This is a genomic window from Vibrio sp. ABH4_348, from assembly GCF_056159765.1.
The window spans coordinates 2098061-2118702 of the sequence record NZ_JBSWVW010000001.1; the positions used below are offsets into that span (position 1 = coordinate 2098061).

A 20642-nucleotide genomic window follows, 5' to 3' on the forward strand; every position below is an offset into this window, starting at 1 on the left:
CCTCGTTACATGAAGAGCGGAATTTTTCGAACCGCAAGCGATCCTGCCATCATCAACCAGCCTAGTGCACCGAAAAATGCAAAGGTTCGCAGTAACTTATTGCGACCAAGTTTAAGAGCAAAAAAGCCCAAGGCGATATAGGCCAGCAAACAGGTGATTTTTTCCGTTAACCAAGGCGCGGCAGGAGTAAATGGTACAAAACCCGTAATCACAACCAACCAGATGCCCGATGCCAGCAGGAAGGTGTCATTGATATGAGGAAACACCTTAAAAAATTTAAGGTTCAGTTTGTCAGACTCCATCATCATCAACCCATAGCGGATTGATAACATCAGAGCGCTGATACCCACGGTTAGTAGGTGAAAATGCTTTAAGCCTTCGTACATAGCTCAACTCTTTTTATTTATGTGTCGCTGGTATCGACCGTTCTTATTGGACGTGAAACTGTCCCATAGTCACTCGATCCAACCCAGTGTAATCTTGCTCAGTGTGAATGGATGTAAAATTATATTTTGCAAATATGTCTCGAACCGCTTTTCCTTGTTGGAAACCGTGCTCGAACATTAGCCAACCTTGATCTAGCAAAAATGCCTGAGATGCTTGGATGATTTGGGTGATGTCTGCCAGGCCATTTTCATCCGCAACCAATGCACTTTTGGGTTCAAAACGAACGTCACCTTCAACCAGATGAGGATCGTTTTCATCGATATAAGGTGGATTTGAAACTATCAAAGCAAACTTTGTACCTGAATCAATCGGTGAAAACCATGAGCCAGATAGAAATTTGGCATTGGGTAAAGATAAGTTAGCCGCGTTTTCTTGCGCTAGTTGCTGAGCTTCTGGTTTAAGGTCTACACCTAAAATAGCCCTATCAGGCAACTCAGATGCCAGCGCCAGTGCAATTGCACCAGTACCTGTGCCTAAATCTAAGATAGGCCCTGAAATCAGTTGCGCTTTGTCCAAAGCTAGCTCGACCAATCGCTCCGTATCCGGTCTAGGAATTAACGTTTCCGGAGACACCTTGAGAGGCAGCGACCAAAATTCACGCTCACCAACGATATAAGCGATGGGCTCACCGGATAGTCGCCTCTGATAAACCTCAAGAAACGCTTTTAGTTGGTCATCTTCCAGAATCGCGTCCGGCCAAGTGAATAAGTAACTTCTTGGTTTTTGTATGACATGACAAAGCAAAACCGCCGCATCTAAAGAAGGTGATTCACTGCCGCTGACAGCAAAGTCTTCAGCGGCAAGTTTTGTTACAGCGTCAACGGTTTGACCGGAAAAGCGTTGATAGCAGGTATTAACCATTCTCAGACAGGGCTGCCAATTGGTCGGCTTGGTGCTCTTGAATTACAGGATCAATCAAGCTATCTAAATCCCCTTCCATCACTTCGTTTAGTCGATACAAAGTAAGGTTAATACGGTGATCAGACACTCGGCTTTGTGGGTAATTGTAGGTACGAATACGGTCACTGCGGTCACCAGAACCTAGCAAATTACGGCGTGTATCAGAGACTTCTGCTGCTCGTTTTGCTTCTTCAGCTTGCGCAATACGAGCTGCCAGCACTGACATGGCTTTAGCTTTGTTCTTGTGTTGTGAGCGTTCATCCTGACATTCAACCACTGTGCCCGTTGGCAAGTGAGTAATTCGAATGGCCGAGTCCGTGGTGTTAACGTGCTGACCACCCGCTCCTGATGCACGGAAGGTATCGATTTTCAAATCAGAGGCTTTGATTTCAGGAATCTCGGTTTCTGGAATTTCCGGCATAATCGCTACGGTACAAGCCGAGGTATGCACGCGACCTTGAGATTCGGTTTCTGGCACGCGCTGTACACGGTGACCACCAGATTCAAACTTGAGTTTACCGTAGGTACCATCGCCGCTGACTTTGGCGATCATTTCTTTGTAACCGCCGTGCTCTGAATCACTGGCTGACATCACTTCAATACGCCAACCTTGCTTCTCAGCAAACTTGCTGTACATCCGGAACAGATCGCCGGCAAAGATACCCGCTTCATCACCACCCGCACCGGCGCGAATTTCTAAGAAGCAGTTTCTGTCATCATTTGGATCGCGCGGCAAAAGCAAGATTTGCAGCTCGTCAGTAAGCTGTTCGATAGTTTGCTTGGCGTCTTTAATTTCTTCTTGTGCCATCTCACGCATTTCTGCGTCATCTTCGTTGGCCATGTCTTCCGCCGCCACCAAGTCTTCTTGAGCCTGCTGATAGGACTGGAAGCACTTGGTCACTTCTTCAAGTTGAGAATATTCTTTGGAAAGGGCACGGAACTTATCTTGATCACCAATAACATCAGGATCACCCAATAAGTGTTGAACCTCTTCGTAACGTTCTACAAGAGATTCTAGTTTGGCTAGAATGGAAGGCTTCATACTATATTCTCAAATTTATTGTGGGTCATCTAACCCTAAACTCTGTCTAATCACATTCAGTTTAGCGGGTTCACCTTGTTCAGCGGCTTGTTGCATCGCACGCGTAGGAGCATGGATTAGCTTATTAGTCAGCTTAGTACTTAGCTCCTGCAACACTTTTTCTGGATCCGCTCCAGAGCCAATCGCTTGAAGGCTTTTTTGAACGAGGTCTTCTCGAATGTCATTAGCAGATTGTCGATATTGGCGAATGCTATCGACTGCTTGCAAAGAACGCAACCACGACATGAACGCCGCACTTTCTTCACTGACGATGGATTCCGCCTGTATCGCTTCAACTTTTCGTTGCTCAATGTTGCTATCTACAATGGATTGCAAATCATCGACAGTGTACAAGTAGGCGTCGTTGAGTTCGCTAACTTGTGATTCGATATCTCTCGGAACGGCAATATCTACTAACAAAACGGGTTGGTATTTCCTTTTCTTTAACGCAGTCTCGACCATGCCTTTGCCTATAATCGGCAATGGACTAGCCGTTGAACTAATTACGATATCGGCCTGCGGTAGCACGTCCGGTATTTCAGGGAGCGCGATAACTTGAGCATCAAATTGCTCCGCCAAACCTTGGGCGCGCTCGACTGTGCGGTTCGCAACTATCATCTGGCTGCATCCATTGGCAGAGAGGTGTTTGGCCACCAACTCTATGGTTTCCCCTGCTCCCACAAGCAACACTTTGGCTTTTTCTAAAGACTCAAAGATATGTTTTGCCAGCGTACAAGCGGCATAGGCTACCGATACCGCACTACTGCCAATGTCGGTTTCAGTTCGAACTCGTTTCGCAACCGAGAATGTCTTTTGAAACCACTTATCCATTGAGGTATCAACGGTTAAATGATCTCTTGAATCAGAGAACGCCTGTTTAACCTGCCCCAAAATCTGCGGCTCACCCAGTACAAGGGAATCTAAACCACAAGAAACACGCATCAAATGGCGAATAGCGGCCTGCTCTTCATGAACATAAATGCTCGGTTTAAGCTCTTCAGGGCTAACACCGTGAAACTGACAAAGCCAATCGATCACTTTACCTTTGCCGGAAGCCTTAACGTCGCAATAGATTTCGGTTCGATTACAGGTAGACAGAATAACGCTGCCATTCACCAAGGGGTGTTCGCCGAGTTGCTCAAGGGCAACCGGTAACTTATCTGGTCCAAAAGCGACTTTCTCGCGCAGCTCAACCGATGCTGTATTGTGATTTATGCCAATTGCGAGCAAAGCCATGCAGGGAGGGTTCTCTAAACTTAGACAAACTCAAAATAGGGACGGAATTTTACTGTAAGCACTGAATGAATGAAAGGGTATTCCACTTTTGTTTTCCTCAGTTCGTGATATCGATGATATAGTAGGGTCCCCACATCGAGTCAAGTTGACCTGTATACTATGCCCTTATTTAGTCTACAAAAAATCAAACAACATCTGTGGATTTTGATTGCAGTAGCCACACTATCTGCCTGTACCACAACCCCGAATAGCCAAATGAACGTGGAATGGCAAAGCCACCAAGCGAGATTAGATGCCATCACGGACTACAAAGCCATTGGCAAACTCGCTTACATTTCGCCCGAAGAAAAGCAGTCGCTAAGCTTTGTTTGGCAACACAACCAAAGCTCAAGCACGCTGAAACTCAATACCTTTCTGGGCCAATCGGTATTAACGATGAATATTACTCCCAGCTTTGCCGAAGTTATCACTGCAGAAGGTGAGCGCTACGTCGATAGCAACGCGGAAAAGCTTCTCGCCCAGTTGACCGGACTTTCTGTACCAATCGCTCATTTTCCAGTTTGGCTTTTGGGCAAACCCACACAATCAGATTCGTACACGCTAAATACAACCAATACGCTGGCGAGTTTAGATGTCACAACCAACCAACAACCTTGGCAACTGAACTACCAAAGCTACCAAGATGTGATGGTCAATGGCGCCGCGTTACCATTACCAAAAATGTTAAACCTTATTCAGCAGCAAACCCGCATCAAAATCTCGATTAATAAATGGCAAATCAAACAAGCGAGTTTATAAGTAGCACTATTATGATCACGGAAAAAACCAGCTGGCCCTCGCCTGCCAAACTTAATCTGTTTTTGTACATCAACAATCGTCGCGACGATGGCTATCATGAACTGCAAACCTTGTTTCAATTCATCGATCGCTGCGACACATTAGGGATTCAAGCCAACACATCGAACACGATTACCATCGCTCCAGAGCTCGCTGGAGTGCCGGTTGAATCCAACCTAATTTACCGCGCAGCGATGGCACTAAAAGCCAAATCTACCGAACCGCTTGGTGCTCATATTCATCTTGAAAAGATTTTGCCTATGGGCGGTGGTATCGGAGGCGGTTCTTCGAATGCCGCGACAACCTTGGTTGCGCTCAATTACCTCTGGCAATTAAACCTTTCCAACGATGAGCTGGCTGAAATCGGCGTCACGCTTGGTGCTGATGTACCCATTTTTGTGCGTGGTTTTTCCGCTTTTGCGGAAGGTGTGGGAGAAAAGTTCCATCCGGTTGAACCCGAAGAAAAATGGTACTTGGTGATTCGTCCTGATGTAGCAATCTCGACGGCAGAAATTTTTAATCACCCTGATTTGCCGAGAAACACAGCAAAACGCGAGTTATCTGAGCTGTTAACTTTACCGTACGAAAACGATTGCGAAAAAACCGTACGATTACTGTACCCAAAGGTTGATAAGCAACTTTCATGGCTGATACAATACGCGCCGTCAAAATTGACTGGAACAGGCTCGTGCATATTTGCTGAGTTTTCGAGCAAAGACCACGCATACTCTATTCTAAATAAAGTGCCTGACACCGTTTCAGCGTTTGTGGCGCAGGGTAAAAACCTTTCACCACTCAATGAAACGTTGGCTAACTACCAATTAATTGGACACTAACCAACCTTTTAAAACTGGACGCAACCCTGAGGTTTCCACCGTGCCTGATATGAAGCTATTTGCTGGCAACGCAACCCCTGAACTAGCACAACGTATTGCCGACCGTCTGTACATCTCACTTGGTGACGCTAATGTAGACCGTTTTTCTGATGGCGAAGTCGCCGTTCAAATCAATGAAAACGTTCGTGGTAGCGATGTATTTATCATCCAATCCACCTGTGCACCTACCAATGATAACTTGATGGAACTGGTCGTGATGATCGACGCGATGCGCCGTGCGTCTGCTGGTCGTATCACTGCGGTGATTCCATACTTTGGCTACGCACGTCAAGATCGTCGTGTACGCTCTGCTCGTGTGCCAATCACAGCAAAAGTTGTTGCAGACTTTTTGTCTAACGTTGGTGTAGACCGCGTATTGACTATCGACTTGCACGCTGAACAAATCCAAGGCTTCTTCGACGTTCCTGTAGACAACATTTTTGGTACTCCTGTTCTGCTAGAAGACATGGAGACTCGTGGTCTTGAAAACCCAGTTGTTGTATCACCTGACCTAGGTGGTGTAGTTCGCGCTCGCGCAACGGCTAAAGCGCTTGGCGATATCGACATTGCGATTGTTGATAAGCGTCGCCCACGCGCAAACGTATCAGAAGTGATGAACCTTATCGGTGATGTTGAAGGTCGCGATTGTGTGATTGTTGATGACATGATCGATACTGGTGGCACACTATGTAAAGCGGCAGAAGCGCTAAAGAACCGCGGTGCAAAACGTGTATTTGCTTACGCCACTCACGCGGTATTCTCAGGCAACGCGGCCGAGAACATCGGCAACTCAGTACTTGACCAAGTAATCGTTACTGATTCGATCACCCTTCCTGAAGAAATGCGTGCAACAGGCAAAGTAACCTGTCTCAGCCTATCTCGCATGCTTGCTGAAGCGATTCGTCGTATCAGCAACGAAGAGTCAATCTCGGCGATGTTCAACTAAGTTTGTGAACTCAAATTCTATAAAGCACCTCATCCGAGGTGCTTTTTTGTTTGTCCTCTTTATCCACTCAGTCAAACTCGCCTAGTAGAAAATTTTTGTGATACTATACGGCGCTTTTTGTAGTCCGTAGAGAATTCACCGTGAGTCAAGAAATTAAACTGTTGGTCGGATTAGCAAACCCAGGGCCGGAGTACGCAAAAACTCGCCACAATGCTGGAGCATGGGTGGTTGAAGAGTTGGCTCGCTCCCACCAGGTAATGCTAAAAAACGAAGCAAAGTTCTTCGGTTTAACTGGCAGAATTCAATCCAATGGTCATGATTTGCGTCTGCTGATACCAACAACCTTCATGAACCTCTCTGGCAAAGCTATTGCCGCGATGGCTAAGTTTTATCAGCTGAAGCCAGAAAACATTATGGTGGCTCATGACGAACTTGACCTGCCCCCAGGTGTTGCCAAGTTTAAAAAAGGAGGCGGACACGGTGGCCACAATGGTCTCAAAGATACCATTAGCAAACTGGCAAATAGCAAAGAGTTTTACCGATTGAGAATCGGAATTGGTCACCCGGGCCACAAAGACAGAGTTGCCGGCTTTGTATTAGGCAAAGCACCGGCTAAAGAACAAGAGCAACTGGATGCCGTCGTCGACGAGTCAGTTCGCAGTTTAGATATATTATTGAAGGACGGCTTGAGCAAAGCTCAGAATCGCCTCCATACGTTCAAAGCAGAATAAGGTTTACATCATGGGTTTTAAATGTGGCATCGTTGGTCTACCTAACGTAGGTAAATCAACCCTTTTCAACGCACTGACTAAAGCAGGTATTGAGGCGGCAAACTTCCCGTTCTGTACCATTGAACCAAACACAGGTGTCGTACCTGTGCCGGATCTACGTCTTGACGCACTGGCATCTATCGTCAACCCACAAAAAATCCTGCCAACGACCATGGAGTTTGTTGATATTGCTGGTTTGGTTGCGGGTGCGTCTCGTGGTGAAGGTCTAGGTAACAAGTTCTTGGCTAACATCCGAGAAACTGATGCCATTGGTCACGTTGTCCGTTGTTTTGAAAACGACAATATCGTGCACGTAGCAGGTAAGGTTTCACCGCTAGAAGATATCGAAGTCATCAATCTAGAGCTTGCTTTAGCTGACTTAGACTCATGTGAACGCGCGCTACAGCGCCAAGCAAAGAAAGCCAAAGGCGGTGATAAAGATGCTAAGTTTGAAATCACTGTACTAGAGAAACTGCTACCCGTACTTACCGAAGGCGGAATGGCGCGTACTGTTGAGTTAAGCAAAGAAGAGTTGGCTGCTGTTAACTACCTGAACTTCCTAACGCTGAAACCAACCATGTACATCGCCAACGTTAATGACGACGGTTTTGAAAACAACCCATATCTCGACGCGGTTCGTGAATACGCAGAGAAAGAAAACAACGTGGTTGTGGCCGTTTGTGCCGAAATCGAATCTGAATTGTCTGAATTAGAAGACGAAGACAAAGATGAGTTCCTAGCCGACATGGGTATCGAAGAACCCGGTCTAAATCGCGTGATTCGCGCTGGATACGAACTATTGAACTTGCATACCTATTTCACAGCAGGGCCAAAAGAAGTTCGTGCATGGACAATTCCTGTTGGCTCTACCGCACCAAAAGCAGCAGGTAAAATTCATACCGATTTTGAAAAAGGCTTTATTCGCGCTGAAATTGTTGGCTACGACCACTACATCGAATTTAATGGTGAAAGCGGTGCTAAAGAAGCTGGTAAGTGGCGTCTTGAAGGTAAAGATTACATCGTTAAAGACGGCGACGTAATCCATTTCCGTTTCAACGTCTAAACTGAATCAAAGTATTGAATTAAGAGTCGGATTTTTCCGGCTCTTTTTATTTCCAGCATGCAAAAACTCGAAAATTAAACTCAGCGAAGTTTGCGTTTTTTTCTGCATTTTTTGTGGATTCATACGGCGCTTTGTTTAAAAAGAAACCGAACGGCTCGTTTATCCAGATTTATCCCAAAAAACTATTGACGCTGTTTGTCGAGATCCGCATAATGCGCCCCGTTCCCGACGAAGACGCCTGACTCGGAAACAACAATATGGAATGGCTACGTAGCTCAGCTGGTTAGAGCACATCACTCATAATGATGGGGTCACAGGTTCGAATCCCGTCGTAGCCACCATTCCTAAATACATATTGTGTATTTAGGAATAGATGCGGAAGTGGCGGAATTGGTAGACGCACCAGATTTAGGTTCTGGCGCCGCAAGGTGTGAGAGTTCAAGTCTCTCCTTCCGCACCATATTGTTTAGACGCAAGTCTACTGTAGGGCTATCGCCAAGCGGTAAGGCAGCGGCTTTTGATGCCGCCATTCCCTGGTTCGAATCCAGGTAGCCCTGCCATTTTTTATGGGTTACAGCTTTAAAGGGCTTGTTTCCCAGAGTGGGAATCGTTATATTGTCTCGCTCATTTAGTGGCTACGTAGCTCAGCTGGTTAGAGCACATCACTCATAATGATGGGGTCACAGGTTCGAATCCCGTCGTAGCCACCATTAAATTTGATCTTGCTACAGTAATTTTTAGTAAGAGTACATATCCAAGCTGCGGAAGTGGCGGAATTGGTAGACGCACCAGATTTAGGTTCTGGCGCCGCAAGGTGTGAGAGTTCAAGTCTCTCCTTCCGCACCATCTTGGATATTACAACGTTGAATTAGGGTCTCCAATTCTCTATTCAACTACAAAATAAGTTGCGGAAGTGGCGGAATTGGTAGACGCACCAGATTTAGGTTCTGGCGCCGCAAGGTGTGAGAGTTCAAGTCTCTCCTTCCGCACCATTATTTCTTTTGATTGATTAATTTCAGTCAAGCCTGCAGGGCTATCGCCAAGCGGTAAGGCAGCGGCTTTTGATGCCGCCATTCCCTGGTTCGAATCCAGGTAGCCCTGCCATTACATTTGAGATTGGCTAACGCGAGTCTCACACAACGTTGAAATAGAGTCTCCAATTCTCTATTCAACTACAGAATAAGTTGCGGAAGTGGCGGAATTGGTAGACGCACCAGATTTAGGTTCTGGCGCCGCAAGGTGTGAGAGTTCAAGTCTCTCCTTCCGCACCATTATTTCTTTTGATTGATTAATTTCAGTCAAGCCTGCAGGGCTATCGCCAAGCGGTAAGGCAGCGGCTTTTGATGCCGCCATTCCCTGGTTCGAATCCAGGTAGCCCTGCCATTACATTTGAGATTGGCTAACGCGAGTCTCACACAACGTTGAAATAGAGTCTCCAATTCTCTATTCAACTACAGAATAAGTTGCGGAAGTGGCGGAATTGGTAGACGCACCAGATTTAGGTTCTGGCGCCGCAAGGTGTGAGAGTTCAAGTCTCTCCTTCCGCACCATTATTTCTTTTGATTGATTAATTTCAGTCAAGCCTGCAGGGCTATCGCCAAGCGGTAAGGCAGCGGCTTTTGATGCCGCCATTCCCTGGTTCGAATCCAGGTAGCCCTGCCATTACATTTGAGATTGGCTAACGCGAGTCTCACACAACGTTGAAATAGAGTCTCCAATTCTCTATTCAACTACAGAATAAGTTGCGGAAGTGGCGGAATTGGTAGACGCACCAGATTTAGGTTCTGGCGCCGCAAGGTGTGAGAGTTCAAGTCTCTCCTTCCGCACCATTATTAGTGGCTACGTAGCTCAGCTGGTTAGAGCACATCACTCATAATGATGGGGTCACAGGTTCGAATCCCGTCGTAGCCACCATTATCCCAGTTCGCAAGAACGCTGTAGGGCTATCGCCAAGCGGTAAGGCAGCGGCTTTTGATGCCGCCATTCCCTGGTTCGAATCCAGGTAGCCCTGCCATTACATTTGAGATTGGCTAACGCGAGTCTCACACAACGTTGAATTAGAGTCTCCAATTCTCTACTCAACTACAGAATAAGTTGCGGAAGTGGCGGAATTGGTAGACGCACCAGATTTAGGTTCTGGCGCCGCAAGGTGTGAGAGTTCAAGTCTCTCCTTCCGCACCATTATTTAAAGCCCAGCTTACGCTGGGTTTTGTTTTTTCGTCTTTTCGTCTTTTCGTCTTTTCGTCTTTTCGTCTTTTCGTCTTTTCGTCTTTTCGTCTTTTCGCAAATAATCTGTCACTTCACAACAAAACTTCCTCAGACATTATTTCCGAAGATATAACTGCTGAAAATTACTTCAAAAAGCCGAACATAAAAAAATCCAGCCGAAGCTGGATTTTTGCTTATTAAGAATTTTAAGACTGAGGTTAGCCCAATAGTCCCAATGCCGAGTTTGGTGCTTGTTTGGCCTGTGCAAGTACCGAACTTGAAGCCTGAGTAAGGATCTGCGACTTGGTAAGAGCCGTAGTTTCCTTGGCAAAGTCAGTATCTTTGATACGACTCTTAGATGCATTCACGTTTTCGTTAATGTTATCTAAGTTGCTGATCGCATGGCTGAATCGGTTTTGGAATGCACCGAGCTCCGCACGATGGCTATCCACAAACTTCAACGCTGAGTCAACAATCGCCACAGCTTCTTGCGCACCACCGACAGAACGGACATCAATGGTATCAACCGTCACTTTTTGGCTACCGCGCATATTGAAGTCTTCAACGGCTAGGTTACCACCAACCGCAAGAGGACCTTGCATTTGTTCGGCATCGGCAAACATATGAAGACGGCCTTCATCGTCGACTTTCGCTTCTACCGCTGGAGACGCTGCAGTAATCGCAGCCGCAATATCATTGATATTTTGACCTTCGGTTGGGTTTACCGCAAATTGTTGAAGCTGCCCTTGCGTGTCAGTGTATTCAAACGTCATGTTGCGGTTAGCCCCGACAGTCCAGTCTGCGTCTTTAGCATTACCCGCTACATGTGAAGCAAAACCTAGCTCTTCAGCCAATGTACCGCTGATAGCAAGAGTGCCGTCGACTTTATTCTTATCAGCGAAGATTTGTAGACGCCCTTTTTCATCAACCGACGCTTTTACCATATCGGTTTGACCATTGATGTAAGTCGCGACTTCTTCTATATCATCTCCCGCCTTGGCCGAGATACTGATATTGTGCTCTTCGCCGTCGATATCGGTCAGTTTGATACCAATTTTGTTATTGGTGTCAGAAACAACCCAGTCTTTGTCTTTACCAAGCATGGCTTGATAGCTAGCACCGCCCATCATTTCGTTGTCACTGCGCATGTTATTTAGTGTCAACATAACAGCCTCACCGTTGTCCGAACCAATCTGGAATGACTTGGTAGCGAACGTGCCGTTAAGCAGCTTATTACCACCGAATGATGTGGTTTCAGCAATACGGTTAAGCTCATCATTAAGTGCGGTGATCTCTTCCTGAATCGCAACACGTTCAGACTTAGAGTTTGAACCGTTAGCGGATTGCAGTGCTAAGTCACGCATACGTTGTAAGATATTGGTGGTTTCATTCATGGCACCTTCAGCTGTTTGCGCCATTGAAATACCGTCATTGGCATTTCGTACCGCAACGCCAAGGCCACGACTTTGAACGTTCAATCGGTTCGAGATTTGTAGACCAGCAGCATCATCTTTTGCACTGTTAATTTTGAACCCCGAAGATAGACGCTCCATCGAAGTCTGCTGAGCTTGGTTAGCGCTGTTTAAGTAACGCTGAGCCGTCATCGCAGATACGTTGGTGTTAACATTAACCGCCATAGTGGTTTCTCCTATTGATTTTCCGTCGAAGCGGATTCTTCCAAGGTTTCCGACGTCTCGGTAAACCAATTAGTCCTCTCAAAGTACCCTTATTAGCGACACTGGAGATTGAACCTTTAGGCTTTTTTTTGACCAATTTAGGAATTCATCGTTTTATAGCGATTTAATTGAGTTTTTCTGCATTATTGCCATTTTTTATTAAAGTTTAGCGGCATGATGCCGACAACACGCCGCTTTTAAATGACAGTACTATAGATAACGATTGTACTAATTTTGGTTGGATTGCCATCAAATAGCAGTAGAGGTGCCATATGGAGCTAAAAACAAATTCGCAATCACTTACTAGAGCGTTTTTATGCAAATCTTTGGTATCTAGAAAAGATAAGGCACGCTTCAACAAATGCTAAAGCGTGCCTTGGAAAGAAAAAGCCCCTGCTTTGAGAGAACCGGGGCTATCCGGAGCCAATGCCAATGTGGAGATCGAGAGAAATGAACACACATTTTGGCTGCCTAGGTGTGGTGACTTCAAAATCAAAAAGCAGGTTTTGAGAGAGAACTTTTCAACTTTTAAGTACCACGTTTGCCAATAACCCTCTAAAGACCTCACGTCTGAGTTAACGTCAATGAAGGGTATTGCTACTACTGCAATAATGACATCGCAGAGTTTGGCAACTGTTTTGCTTGAGCCAGTATTGAGGTACCAGCTTGTTGCAATATTTGCGCTTTGGTCATCGCCGTCGTTTCCTTCGCAAAATCGGTATCGCGAATTCGACTGTTCGACGCCTCAACGTTTTCTTGGATATTCGCCAAGTTGTTAATACTGTGGCTGAGTCGGTTTTGTTTCGCACCGAGGTCAGCACGTTGTGAGTCAACATACTTCAAAGCCGCATCAATAATACCTACCGCGTTTTGAGCACCACCAGCGGAGGTAATATCAATATCTTGAACCGTCGTTGGTACACCTGGGTTACCCACTAGAGACAGTTCATTTGCTAACGGTCCGCTAAACTCAACTTGTTGAGTTGCCACTGAGTCATCAACAAACAGCATCAATTGGCCGCGGTCATCCGCTTTAGCCGTTACTAAGCCACCTTGCGCATTGATGGTATCAACAAACTCACCCATAGTCTGACCATCGGTTCCGGTCGCAGTAAAGACTTGTTGTACGCCTGCTTCATCGGTAAAAGTTGCAGTAAATGAGTTGTTTGTTGGTGTGACTGTCCAATTCTCATCAACAGAATTCTGAGCAAGGAAGTTGGGTAGACCTAGCTCTCTAGCCAATCCGCCTGTTACTACCATGTCACTGGATATATCAGGTTCGGCGACAAAGAGTTGCAAGCGGCCATTTTCATCGACCGAAGCCGTAACGTAATCGTTTTGACCATTAATGTAAGTGGCAACTTCTTCGATGTCATCGCCCGCTTTGGCATTAATGTTAACTTTGATCTCTTCGCCCGCTTTCGTTACCAGCTGCAATTGGATATCGTTGGCATCTTCAGGCACGCCCCAGTCTTTGTTTTTCATTTCGTTTGAAATGAATGACTGACCGCCCATTCGATAATCATCAGCACGTACGCTGGTCAAACCCATGATGATAGCTTCACCTGAGCTGGCACCAATCTGGAAAGAAGCCTCACCAAATGAGCCATTAAGTAGCTTACGTCCACCAAATGAGGTAGTTTCAGCGATACGGTTGAGTTCGTCTTGCAGTGCCATAGTCTCTTCGTTCAAAGCTTGACGCTCTGACAAAGAGTTAGTGCCGTTTGCCGATTGTAGGGCCAAGTCACGCATACGTTGCAGTATGTTGGTTGACTCATTCATCGCACCTTCTGCGGTTTGCGCGATAGAGATACCATCATTCGCGTTACGCATGGCAACATCCAAACCTCGAGACTGAGCCGTCAATCGATTGGAAATTTGTAGACCTGCCGCGTCGTCTTTTGCACTGTTAATTTTTGCACCGGAAGACAGTCTTTCCATAGACGTGTTGAGATCACTCGTTGCCTTGTTTAGGTAACGCTGAGCGGTCATCGCCGACACGTTAGTATTTACTGTAATGGTCATAGTTTGCTCTCCTATTGAGTTCGCAAGTTCTTGCGAAGCGGCCAGCTTAATCTCAGTTGGAAGCACTGACCGTAAATGACTTGCTCAACCGGCACGTGCCGATTCTTATATTTCACTCTGCTTAGGTATATTCAATATGTGTGCCAACAAAATAAACGAAAATTAAAAAATATTTTTATCTTATTTTTTAGACACTTAAGTAACTTCTATACGTTATCTCTTTACTTGACTTCCCAACTCCAGTGGCAACGGCAATGAACTTGCCGCTAGCTTGCCGCTGTCCACCTTACTTGTTTTCATCGTCGACAATAGGCACGTATGGCATGGCACATACGGCAAACATTGTCTTAGATGTAATTGAATAAGGTCAGGTCTTTAGTTTTACCAAATGCCTGTTGGGATGCTTGTAAAGCACGGGAGTTCTCATTGAACTCAATGATGGCTTCCGCGTAATCAAGATCTTCAAAATTACTTTTGGACTTTGCCAAAGTCATTTCAAAATCTTGGTGTTGCTGCTCTTGGATATCTAACGTACCTAATCGAGCACCAACATCGGTGCGCGCTTTATTCAAATGAATAAAAGCGGCATGAAACTCTTCGGTGACTCTGTGCAGCTCGGCACTGGCCGACACATCAGAGACCGACTCCTTTGAATACTCTGCGGCATCTTTAAAGGTTTCGAAAATACTGTAGGTCTTTCTTGGTTCCAGACTAATGCTGTCCCCTTTAGTGATTTGCCCTTTGATTTGAATCGACAGACCTTCAAACTGAATGCCGCGATTGGGATCAAAGATATCGGCCTTGACCACTTCCCCGTCACGCTCCAGCTGATAACCATACTCTGCCCCAGGAAGTTCCACAAAGGTAATCGCATACGCGGACTGATCATCAGGGTTAGTGTTCGTTGCTCGCTCTAAAAGCAACTCAGATGCACCTTTCAATTCATAGGCTGGGCGATAATCCCCAAATGGGTTATCAATTTCCATAAACAGCTTGCTGCCGGGGTCATTGATAGGCATCTCAAGCGTGTTAGAGATTCGCATCTTACGCTGATAGTTATCACCGGCGTAAACAACATTATTATCATTGTCTCGGAAGAAGGGTTGGTTCTTGGGCTTTGTACCCGCAAACACATAGTTTCCCGATTCATCTTGCACATTGACCAGATTCAAGAAGTTATTACTGAGCTCTTGAATCTCTCTTGCGTGTGCTTCCCTGTCTTCATACGACAATGAGCCATTGATCATTTCCATCACAGTGCGCTTGGCTTCATCGGTAAACTTTTCTGTATTGGAAATGATGACTTCGTGGTGCTCAAGACGGTTTCGCGTTAAAACAATCGCGTCCATATATTGGCGTAACTGTTCAGATTGCTGAGCAATGTTCTGGATGTAGTGCGTGGCAAGTGGATCGTCACTGGCTCGCATCAGTTTTTTACCTGATGCCAACTGAGCTTGGTTGTGATGAACCTTGTGCTCTTGACGACGCAAATCGTTTTGCACCGACTGGTAGTTATGGAAGCTAGAGATACGATTAAACATTCAAAGCCCCCTTAACGCAGTTGCAGAATTGTGTTGAAGGTATCGTTGGCGGCTTGCATGATTCTGGATGAGGCCATATATGCCTGTTGAAACTTCATCATGTTTGCCGCTTCTTCATCTAGGTTGACCCCAGATATCGAAGCAATGCGCTCTTGCGCGGCTTCTTTTTCCAATCGAGAGACGTCGGTCAAGCGCGAAGCGGTCGACATTTTAAGTCCCACATTGGTATTTAAATCTTGGTAGACATCCAAAACCGTTGATTCGCCGTTGTTCAAATCTTTATTGGTTTGGATGCTTTGCATTTTACGTAGGTTACCGTTGTCACCCTCGGATGGGACAAGGTTTGCCGTAAACTTATCATTTGGCAGTGCGCCACCAGTAAGAACAAATGTGGTGCCTCCAACCGTTAGAGGCTTATTAGGTGGATACAATTGTTGTTCAGGCGGAATAACATTGCCTTCCAGATCGGTGACCTCTAAACGATTGCCACTGGTATCGGTCACCATATAACTGTTGCCCATCGGCGAAATGTGCACTTCAAATTCACGCACCTGACCCGCGCGCGCTATGGCGAACTCGGCACTGCCTTGGGCAAAGGTCGTAGAGGCTTCATAACTTTGTGCAGCAATCTCTGCTGGGTCGTTGGTTTCAACTTGAATTTGTCCTGCGCCTTCACGAGTGGGACGAAGCAAAACTCGCTCTCCTGGGTTGAGATCCTTGCTGACATCAATGCGAAGGCCATCGATAAACAGTTGCTTAGGCTCACCTTGCTCTGGCTGCTCTGGGACAATGCGCGTGGTTTCTCCTGATGGGCGGGTAATGGTGTATCCTTCGCCATCAAACTGCAGCGAATACTCTCCACCCACAAGTTGACTAATATCTTCTATATACACACCAACTTCGGCCTGAGAATTAGATTCAGCCACAACACGAGAACGCGCCACTAAATCTGAATTCATATCGGTAAATAACAGGGCACCGATATTGCCGCGTAAATCCAAACCTTGGGTCTGTAACCAGTTCACCTCGTAAGCAAAGGCAGTACTCATTTTGCCAAGTTCATCCAACAGATACGGAATTTGCTCGTCGCGCATGTCCAACATCGCGCCAATTTTACCGTCGATGTCTTTACTGGTGATCGCTTTGATACCCTTACCTTCAATCATGGCCAAGCGACGTTGATGAACGTCAGGGTAGCCATCAATCATTTTCAGCTCGCTGGATTCCGTGCCCGAAACCAAGGTATGACCGTTGCCGATATGAACGTTAAACCCTTCAGAATTTTTCCGTTGGGTCACCGTCACTTTAGTGTATTCCGACAGTTCAGCCACCAGCTTTTCGTGCTGGTCCATCAAATCGTTGTGCGGACCGGGAGTACGCATCATCAGGCGATGTAAGTCTCGAATTTCCAACGCCAGTTGGTTGATGCGCTCGATGCCTAAATCCAATTTCCGGTTCGCGACGTCATACTGCATTTTTACCGTTTTATGAAAGTCATTAAGGTTTTGAACTACTAGATCTGCTTTTTCCAATACCACTTTGCGTGAACCCATATCATTCGGGCTATCAGCCAATGATTTCACCGCATCGAACCATTCGTTCATGTTCTCTGGGATTTTTTTCGAGGCAACGGAAGAGAGCATGTTGGATAACATTTCCAAGTTCTCTTCAACATCACGCTTAAAGGCATAGTTGGTGGTCGATAGGTTGAGTTCATTGACGGCAAACTGATCCCATGAGCGGCGAACTTTTTCCACATGCACGCCCATACCGTAGGTTTGACCACCATACTGTCTAGGCATGTTGGTGCCTTGAATGACAGACTGACGGCTGTAACCATCGGTATTCACATTCGAAATGTTGTGACCTGTGGTGTTCAATTGTCTCTGAGCTGTAAGAACACTCTGGGTACCTACATTCAGAAGATCAGACGACATATTGCCCCCAAAACCTAACGAGTTACTGCGAAAAAACTAACCAAAATCGGCTGTTATCCTAGATTTTGCAATTAATATGCCAGTTAAAGATAAATGGAGACTGAAGGTGAATAGAAATTGAGTTTTAGGGCAAAAGAAAGGCCGAAGAGATCGGCCTTTAGAAAAGAAACTTACATTTGCTCAATCTGAGCTCGAACTCGCAGTACTTTGTCTGCGTAGTTAGGATCTGTTGCATATCCCGCTTGGTGAATACCTCGAATGAATTGCTCAGAGTTGCCTTCGTGTTGCAATGCATCGTGGTATCTAGGATTTCGCTGTAAAAAACGAACATAGTCATCAAAGCTTTCTTGGTAGCTATTGTATGAGCGGAACGCTGCTAGCTCCTGAACAGGAACACCTTGATGGTACTCCAAGGTTTGCTTGGCGACTTTATCTCCACCCCAGCTTTTATCGGCTTTAATATTAAACAGATTGTTACTGTGGTCAGCCGAATTATGGATAATCTTCTTGCCCCATCCGGTTTCTAACGCGGCTTGCGCCAACAGTACCGCACTATCTACACCAAGCAGTTTCGCTGCTTTTTCCGCATAAGGTTTCAATGAACGAACAAACTCTTGCGGCGAGTCGAATCGAACTTTATCTGTATTGTTAACCCCATTAACCCCATTAGTCCTAGCGACTTGCTCTATATTTTGAACTTCATAGAGCTTAGGGCCTGTCTGTTCGTTTATACGTTGTTGATAGTAAGGCTGTTCAGCTTGGGCGCGACGAGTGCGGTTTACTTTTTCCATTACTGCGGAAAAGTCATCACTGCGATTGGCCGCATTAGTATTATCAACTCGCCCAGACGTAAGCTGCGCAACAATCATATCGGCCAAGCCCAATGAGCCAGAAGCACTCATTTCGGAGGCCATCTGCTCATCCATCATTTGTCGATAAAACTGCTGATTTTGACTATCCATCAGCCCCGATTCAAAGTGCGAGTTGGCATCGCGCATTGACTTGAACAACATAGAGGTAAACAAAGCTTCAAATTGCTTGGCCGCTGCTTTTAGCGCCGCGTCCTGCTCACCGGAGTTGCTGCTCACCGCTTCTTGACGAAGTCTATCTAGACCGGCAATGTCGTGAATAAAGCCAATGTCTTTGCTGTCGTTAATCATGGCGTGCTCCAACTAGATGATGATCAATTGACCTTCAATCGCGCCTGCTTGTTTGAGCGCTTGAAGAATAGCCATAAGATCAGAAGGAGCCGCACCCACTTCGTTAACGGCGCGTACGAGATCATCAAGTGTTAAGCCAGGTTCAAACTTAAACATCTTGCCCTGCTCTTCTGTGACTGCAATATCAGTATCAGGCACAACAACGGTCTCACCGCCACCAAACGCATTGGGTTGGCTGACTGACATGTTCTCTTTAATCGCCACAGTCATACCGCCATGAGTGACAGCTGCTGGTTTCAAACGAACATGTTTACCAACGACAATGGTTCCCGTTCGAGAATTGACGATGATTTTTGCCGAACCATCGGCTGGGTTAAATTCTAAGTTTTCTACGGCAGACAAAAAGGCCACACGCTGAGTCACGTCACGCGGTGCACGAACTTTGACTGATGTTGCATCGACTGGAGAGGCCATTTGCGGCCCAAGAAAGTTGTTGATGGCATCGGCCATACGCTGCGCGGTCGTGAAGTCAGATTCGTACAAGTTAAAGGTAATGTGATTACCACGAGAGAACGGAGTCGGAATTTCTCGCTCAACGATAGCACCACTCGAAATCATACCTGCGGTTGGATTGTTACCAACCAGTTTAGAACCATCGGCTCCTTCGGCACTAAAGCCGCTAACCACTAAATTGCCCTGAGCGACAGCGTAAATTTGGCCGTCCAGACCTTTCAACATGGTTTGCATCAAGGTACCGCCTCGCAGACTCTTTGCTGAGCCAATTGACGATACCGTAACATCGATAGTCTGACCTTGCTTAGAAAACGGAGGGAGTTCGGCGGTGACAATCACAGCGGCCACGTTTTTGGATTTGGGATTGGTTCCCGGTGGCAATTGAATGCCGAAGTTTTGCAGCATGGCATTAAAGCTTTGATCGGTGAACGGTGTTGATTCACCTGTTCCCGGCAAGCCAGTCACCAAACCGTAACCGACCAATTGGTTGCTTCTCACTCCTGCTACTTGCGCGACATCTTTGATTCTTGCAGCGTGCGCGCTGGTTGCGGTAACGACAAACGCCATTATTAGTAACAAGAGTTTTTTCATGCTCGACTCCAATTGATGCCAAAACTTCGACACAGAGAAACTTTATAGAGCTACATTAAAGAATCGTGCCAAGAATCCTGGTTCTTGCATATCTTGATTGGTACCCGTCCCTGAATATTGGATTCGAGCATTAGAAATACGTGTGGATTCAATGGTGTTTTCGTAGGTAATGTCATCAGGACGAATCGTGCCGCTAAGGCGGATGTATTCGTCACCTGTATTTAGGGTGAGCCATTTTTCGCCACGTATCACTAGATTGCCGTTTGCAAGGACATCAATCACCTCTACTGAGATAGAGCCGGTAATACTGTTACTTTGGTTTGCCGCAGCGCTACCGTTAAACGCGTTATTGTTGCTCAAGTTGTATGAGAAGTTGTAATCACCAATGTCTAATTGCTGACCGCCGACTTCTAGTGGGTCCATGGAAGCCGCGTTGTTTTTAGATAGGTCAGCATCTGAGCTTTTTGCCGCTTTAGTGCTTTCTTCCAAGGTGACAGTAATGATATCGCCGATACCACGTGGACGAGAATCATCGTACATACTGACTGTCGCGTTACTAAACAAGGAACCAGTTTCTGCCGCATAATGCTCAGGCTGATCTTGCGGATGGACCGGAGCCCATGCAGGGTCTCCGGCAATTGGATCGGTGCGACTGCGCAACAAGTCTGTGATGCCTTGATCTTCGGCTTCCTCGCGGTCTCCTTCAACGGCATCAACCGTCGTCGTCCCTGCTGTTTCTTCCGGGGTATCTACCGGAGACGGAAACATACTGCAGCCAGAAGCTAAGAGCGATACAACTAATACTACTAACCATTTCATCATCAGACTCCTACCCA

The 20642-nt window shown here is 46.2% G+C and carries 16 protein-coding genes and 15 tRNA genes; 20 read left to right on the forward strand and 11 right to left on the reverse strand.

Annotated elements, in window-relative coordinates; translation table 11 throughout:
- Window positions 1-5 precede the first annotated feature (5 nt).
- From ACXAFJ_RS09620 to hemA, 4 genes are read right to left on the reverse strand one after another with little or no spacing between them, the layout of a single operon-like run.
- Window positions 6-386: a SirB2 family protein gene (locus tag ACXAFJ_RS09620; RefSeq protein ID WP_475323060.1), complete on the reverse strand. Its 381-nt coding sequence runs from the start codon at window positions 384-386 to the stop codon at window positions 6-8.
- A gap of 43 nt (window positions 387-429) precedes the next feature.
- Window positions 430-1308, reverse strand: coding sequence for a peptide chain release factor N(5)-glutamine methyltransferase (gene prmC, locus ACXAFJ_RS09625; RefSeq protein ID WP_475323062.1), 879 nt, complete (start codon window positions 1306-1308; stop codon window positions 430-432).
- Window positions 1301-2389 carry a peptide chain release factor 1 gene (prfA, locus tag ACXAFJ_RS09630; protein WP_475323063.1) on the reverse strand — a complete coding sequence of 363 codons (1089 nt, stop codon included), beginning with the start codon at window positions 2387-2389 and terminating at the stop codon, window positions 1301-1303. The genes prmC and prfA overlap by 8 nt, the downstream gene beginning before the upstream one ends.
- Window positions 2390-2404: 15 nt before the next feature.
- Window positions 2405-3664, reverse strand: a complete 1260-nt coding sequence (hemA, locus tag ACXAFJ_RS09635; RefSeq protein WP_475323064.1) for a glutamyl-tRNA reductase — start codon at window positions 3662-3664, stop codon at window positions 2405-2407.
- A 159-nt stretch (window positions 3665-3823) separates the two neighbouring features.
- On the opposite strand from hemA, the gene lolB reads away from it, so the two are divergent.
- From lolB to ACXAFJ_RS09735, 20 genes are all read left to right on the forward strand, one after another.
- Window positions 3824-4462 carry a lipoprotein insertase outer membrane protein LolB gene (gene lolB / locus ACXAFJ_RS09640; RefSeq protein ID WP_475323066.1) on the forward strand — a complete coding sequence of 213 codons (639 nt, stop codon included), beginning with the start codon at window positions 3824-3826 and terminating at the stop codon, window positions 4460-4462.
- 11 nt (window positions 4463-4473) lie between these two features.
- Window positions 4474-5337 carry a 4-(cytidine 5'-diphospho)-2-C-methyl-D-erythritol kinase gene (gene ispE / locus ACXAFJ_RS09645; RefSeq protein WP_475323067.1) on the forward strand — a complete coding sequence of 288 codons (864 nt, stop codon included), beginning with the start codon at window positions 4474-4476 and terminating at the stop codon, window positions 5335-5337.
- 40 nt (window positions 5338-5377) lie between these two features.
- Window positions 5378-6322, forward strand: a complete 945-nt coding sequence (locus ACXAFJ_RS09650) for a ribose-phosphate pyrophosphokinase (protein ID WP_475323068.1) — start codon at window positions 5378-5380, stop codon at window positions 6320-6322.
- Window positions 6323-6462: 140 nt separating this feature from the next.
- Complete coding sequence (pth, locus tag ACXAFJ_RS09655; RefSeq protein ID WP_475323070.1) at window positions 6463-7053, forward strand: aminoacyl-tRNA hydrolase; 591 nt, start codon at window positions 6463-6465, stop codon at window positions 7051-7053.
- Window positions 7054-7063: 10 nt separating this feature from the next.
- The gene (ychF, locus tag ACXAFJ_RS09660; protein ID WP_475323071.1) at window positions 7064-8155 is read left to right on the forward strand and encodes a redox-regulated ATPase YchF; all 1092 of its coding nucleotides are present in this window, start codon (window positions 7064-7066) and stop codon (window positions 8153-8155) included.
- Between the two features lie 264 nt (window positions 8156-8419).
- Window positions 8420-8496 (forward strand) — tRNA-Met (locus tag ACXAFJ_RS09665).
- A 34-nt stretch (window positions 8497-8530) separates the two neighbouring features.
- A tRNA-Leu gene (locus ACXAFJ_RS09670) sits at window positions 8531-8615 on the forward strand.
- 25 nt (window positions 8616-8640) lie between these two features.
- A tRNA-Gln gene (locus ACXAFJ_RS09675) sits at window positions 8641-8715 on the forward strand.
- A gap of 73 nt (window positions 8716-8788) precedes the next feature.
- Window positions 8789-8865: transfer RNA gene (locus ACXAFJ_RS09680), tRNA-Met, on the forward strand.
- Window positions 8866-8916: 51 nt separating this feature from the next.
- Window positions 8917-9001: transfer RNA gene (locus ACXAFJ_RS09685), tRNA-Leu, on the forward strand.
- Window positions 9002-9062: 61 nt separating this feature from the next.
- Window positions 9063-9147, forward strand: a tRNA-Leu gene (locus ACXAFJ_RS09690).
- Window positions 9148-9184: 37 nt separating this feature from the next.
- A tRNA-Gln gene (locus ACXAFJ_RS09695) sits at window positions 9185-9259 on the forward strand.
- A gap of 82 nt (window positions 9260-9341) precedes the next feature.
- A tRNA-Leu gene (locus ACXAFJ_RS09700) sits at window positions 9342-9426 on the forward strand.
- 37 nt (window positions 9427-9463) lie between these two features.
- Window positions 9464-9538, forward strand: a tRNA-Gln gene (locus ACXAFJ_RS09705).
- An 82-nt stretch (window positions 9539-9620) separates the two neighbouring features.
- Window positions 9621-9705, forward strand: a tRNA-Leu gene (locus ACXAFJ_RS09710).
- Window positions 9706-9742: 37 nt separating this feature from the next.
- Window positions 9743-9817 (forward strand) — tRNA-Gln (locus tag ACXAFJ_RS09715).
- 82 nt (window positions 9818-9899) lie between these two features.
- Window positions 9900-9984: transfer RNA gene (locus ACXAFJ_RS09720), tRNA-Leu, on the forward strand.
- A gap of 8 nt (window positions 9985-9992) precedes the next feature.
- Window positions 9993-10069, forward strand: a tRNA-Met gene (locus ACXAFJ_RS09725).
- Window positions 10070-10094: 25 nt separating this feature from the next.
- Window positions 10095-10169 (forward strand) — tRNA-Gln (locus ACXAFJ_RS09730).
- 82 nt (window positions 10170-10251) lie between these two features.
- Window positions 10252-10336: transfer RNA gene (locus tag ACXAFJ_RS09735), tRNA-Leu, on the forward strand.
- A 245-nt stretch (window positions 10337-10581) separates the two neighbouring features.
- Here ACXAFJ_RS09735 and ACXAFJ_RS09740 read toward each other — a convergent pair.
- The 7 genes from ACXAFJ_RS09740 to flgH all read right to left on the reverse strand — a co-directional run bounded on the left by ACXAFJ_RS09740 (window position 10582) and on the right by flgH (window position 20625).
- Entirely contained in the window at window positions 10582-12000 is a 1419-nt protein-coding gene (locus ACXAFJ_RS09740) for a flagellin (RefSeq protein WP_475323072.1), read from the reverse strand.
- Window positions 12001-12639: 639 nt separating this feature from the next.
- Entirely contained in the window at window positions 12640-14064 is a 1425-nt protein-coding gene (locus ACXAFJ_RS09745; protein WP_475323074.1) for a flagellin, read from the reverse strand.
- Between the two features lie 347 nt (window positions 14065-14411).
- On the reverse strand, window positions 14412-15605 hold the full coding sequence (gene flgL, locus ACXAFJ_RS09750; protein WP_475323075.1) for a flagellar hook-associated protein FlgL: 1194 nt from the start codon (window positions 15603-15605) through the stop codon (window positions 14412-14414).
- Window positions 15606-15616: 11 nt separating this feature from the next.
- Window positions 15617-17542 (reverse strand): flagellar hook-associated protein FlgK, encoded by a 1926-nt coding sequence (flgK, locus tag ACXAFJ_RS09755; protein ID WP_475323076.1) that lies wholly within the window; start codon window positions 17540-17542, stop codon window positions 15617-15619.
- A gap of 170 nt (window positions 17543-17712) precedes the next feature.
- On the reverse strand, window positions 17713-18702 hold the full coding sequence (flgJ, locus tag ACXAFJ_RS09760; RefSeq protein WP_475323077.1) for a flagellar assembly peptidoglycan hydrolase FlgJ: 990 nt from the start codon (window positions 18700-18702) through the stop codon (window positions 17713-17715).
- A gap of 12 nt (window positions 18703-18714) precedes the next feature.
- Window positions 18715-19806: a flagellar basal body P-ring protein FlgI gene (locus ACXAFJ_RS09765; protein WP_475323079.1), complete on the reverse strand. Its 1092-nt coding sequence runs from the start codon at window positions 19804-19806 to the stop codon at window positions 18715-18717.
- Window positions 19807-19848: 42 nt separating this feature from the next.
- The gene (flgH, locus tag ACXAFJ_RS09770) at window positions 19849-20625 is read right to left on the reverse strand and encodes a flagellar basal body L-ring protein FlgH (protein WP_475323080.1); all 777 of its coding nucleotides are present in this window, start codon (window positions 20623-20625) and stop codon (window positions 19849-19851) included.
- Between the last annotated feature and the right edge of the window lie 17 nt (window positions 20626-20642).

Excerpts from the sequence above, each read along its gene's own strand:
- ACXAFJ_RS09765 (WP_475323079.1), bottom strand. The coding sequence starts at position 19,806 with ATGAAAAAACTCTTGTTACTAATAATGGCGTTTGTCGTTACCGCAACC.
- flgL (WP_475323075.1), bottom strand. The coding sequence starts at position 15,605 with ATGTTTAATCGTATCTCTAGCTTCCATAACTACCAGTCGGTGCAAAAC.
- ACXAFJ_RS09745 (WP_475323074.1), bottom strand. The coding sequence starts at position 14,064 with ATGACCATTACAGTAAATACTAACGTGTCGGCGATGACCGCTCAGCGT.
- ychF (WP_475323071.1), top strand. The coding sequence starts at position 7,064 with ATGGGTTTTAAATGTGGCATCGTTGGTCTACCTAACGTAGGTAAATCA.
- flgJ (WP_475323077.1), bottom strand. The coding sequence starts at position 18,702 with ATGATTAACGACAGCAAAGACATTGGCTTTATTCACGACATTGCCGGT.
- ACXAFJ_RS09740 (WP_475323072.1), bottom strand. The coding sequence starts at position 12,000 with ATGGCGGTTAATGTTAACACCAACGTATCTGCGATGACGGCTCAGCGT.
- lolB (WP_475323066.1), top strand. The coding sequence starts at position 3,824 with ATGCCCTTATTTAGTCTACAAAAAATCAAACAACATCTGTGGATTTTG.
- hemA (WP_475323064.1), bottom strand. The coding sequence starts at position 3,664 with ATGGCTTTGCTCGCAATTGGCATAAATCACAATACAGCATCGGTTGAG.
- prfA (WP_475323063.1), bottom strand. The coding sequence starts at position 2,389 with ATGAAGCCTTCCATTCTAGCCAAACTAGAATCTCTTGTAGAACGTTAC.
- ispE (WP_475323067.1), top strand. The coding sequence starts at position 4,474 with ATGATCACGGAAAAAACCAGCTGGCCCTCGCCTGCCAAACTTAATCTG.
- flgK (WP_475323076.1), bottom strand. The coding sequence starts at position 17,542 with ATGTCGTCTGATCTTCTGAATGTAGGTACCCAGAGTGTTCTTACAGCT.
- flgH (WP_475323080.1), bottom strand. The coding sequence starts at position 20,625 with ATGAAATGGTTAGTAGTATTAGTTGTATCGCTCTTAGCTTCTGGCTGC.
- ACXAFJ_RS09620 (WP_475323060.1), bottom strand. The coding sequence starts at position 386 with ATGTACGAAGGCTTAAAGCATTTTCACCTACTAACCGTGGGTATCAGC.
- prmC (WP_475323062.1), bottom strand. The coding sequence starts at position 1,308 with ATGGTTAATACCTGCTATCAACGCTTTTCCGGTCAAACCGTTGACGCT.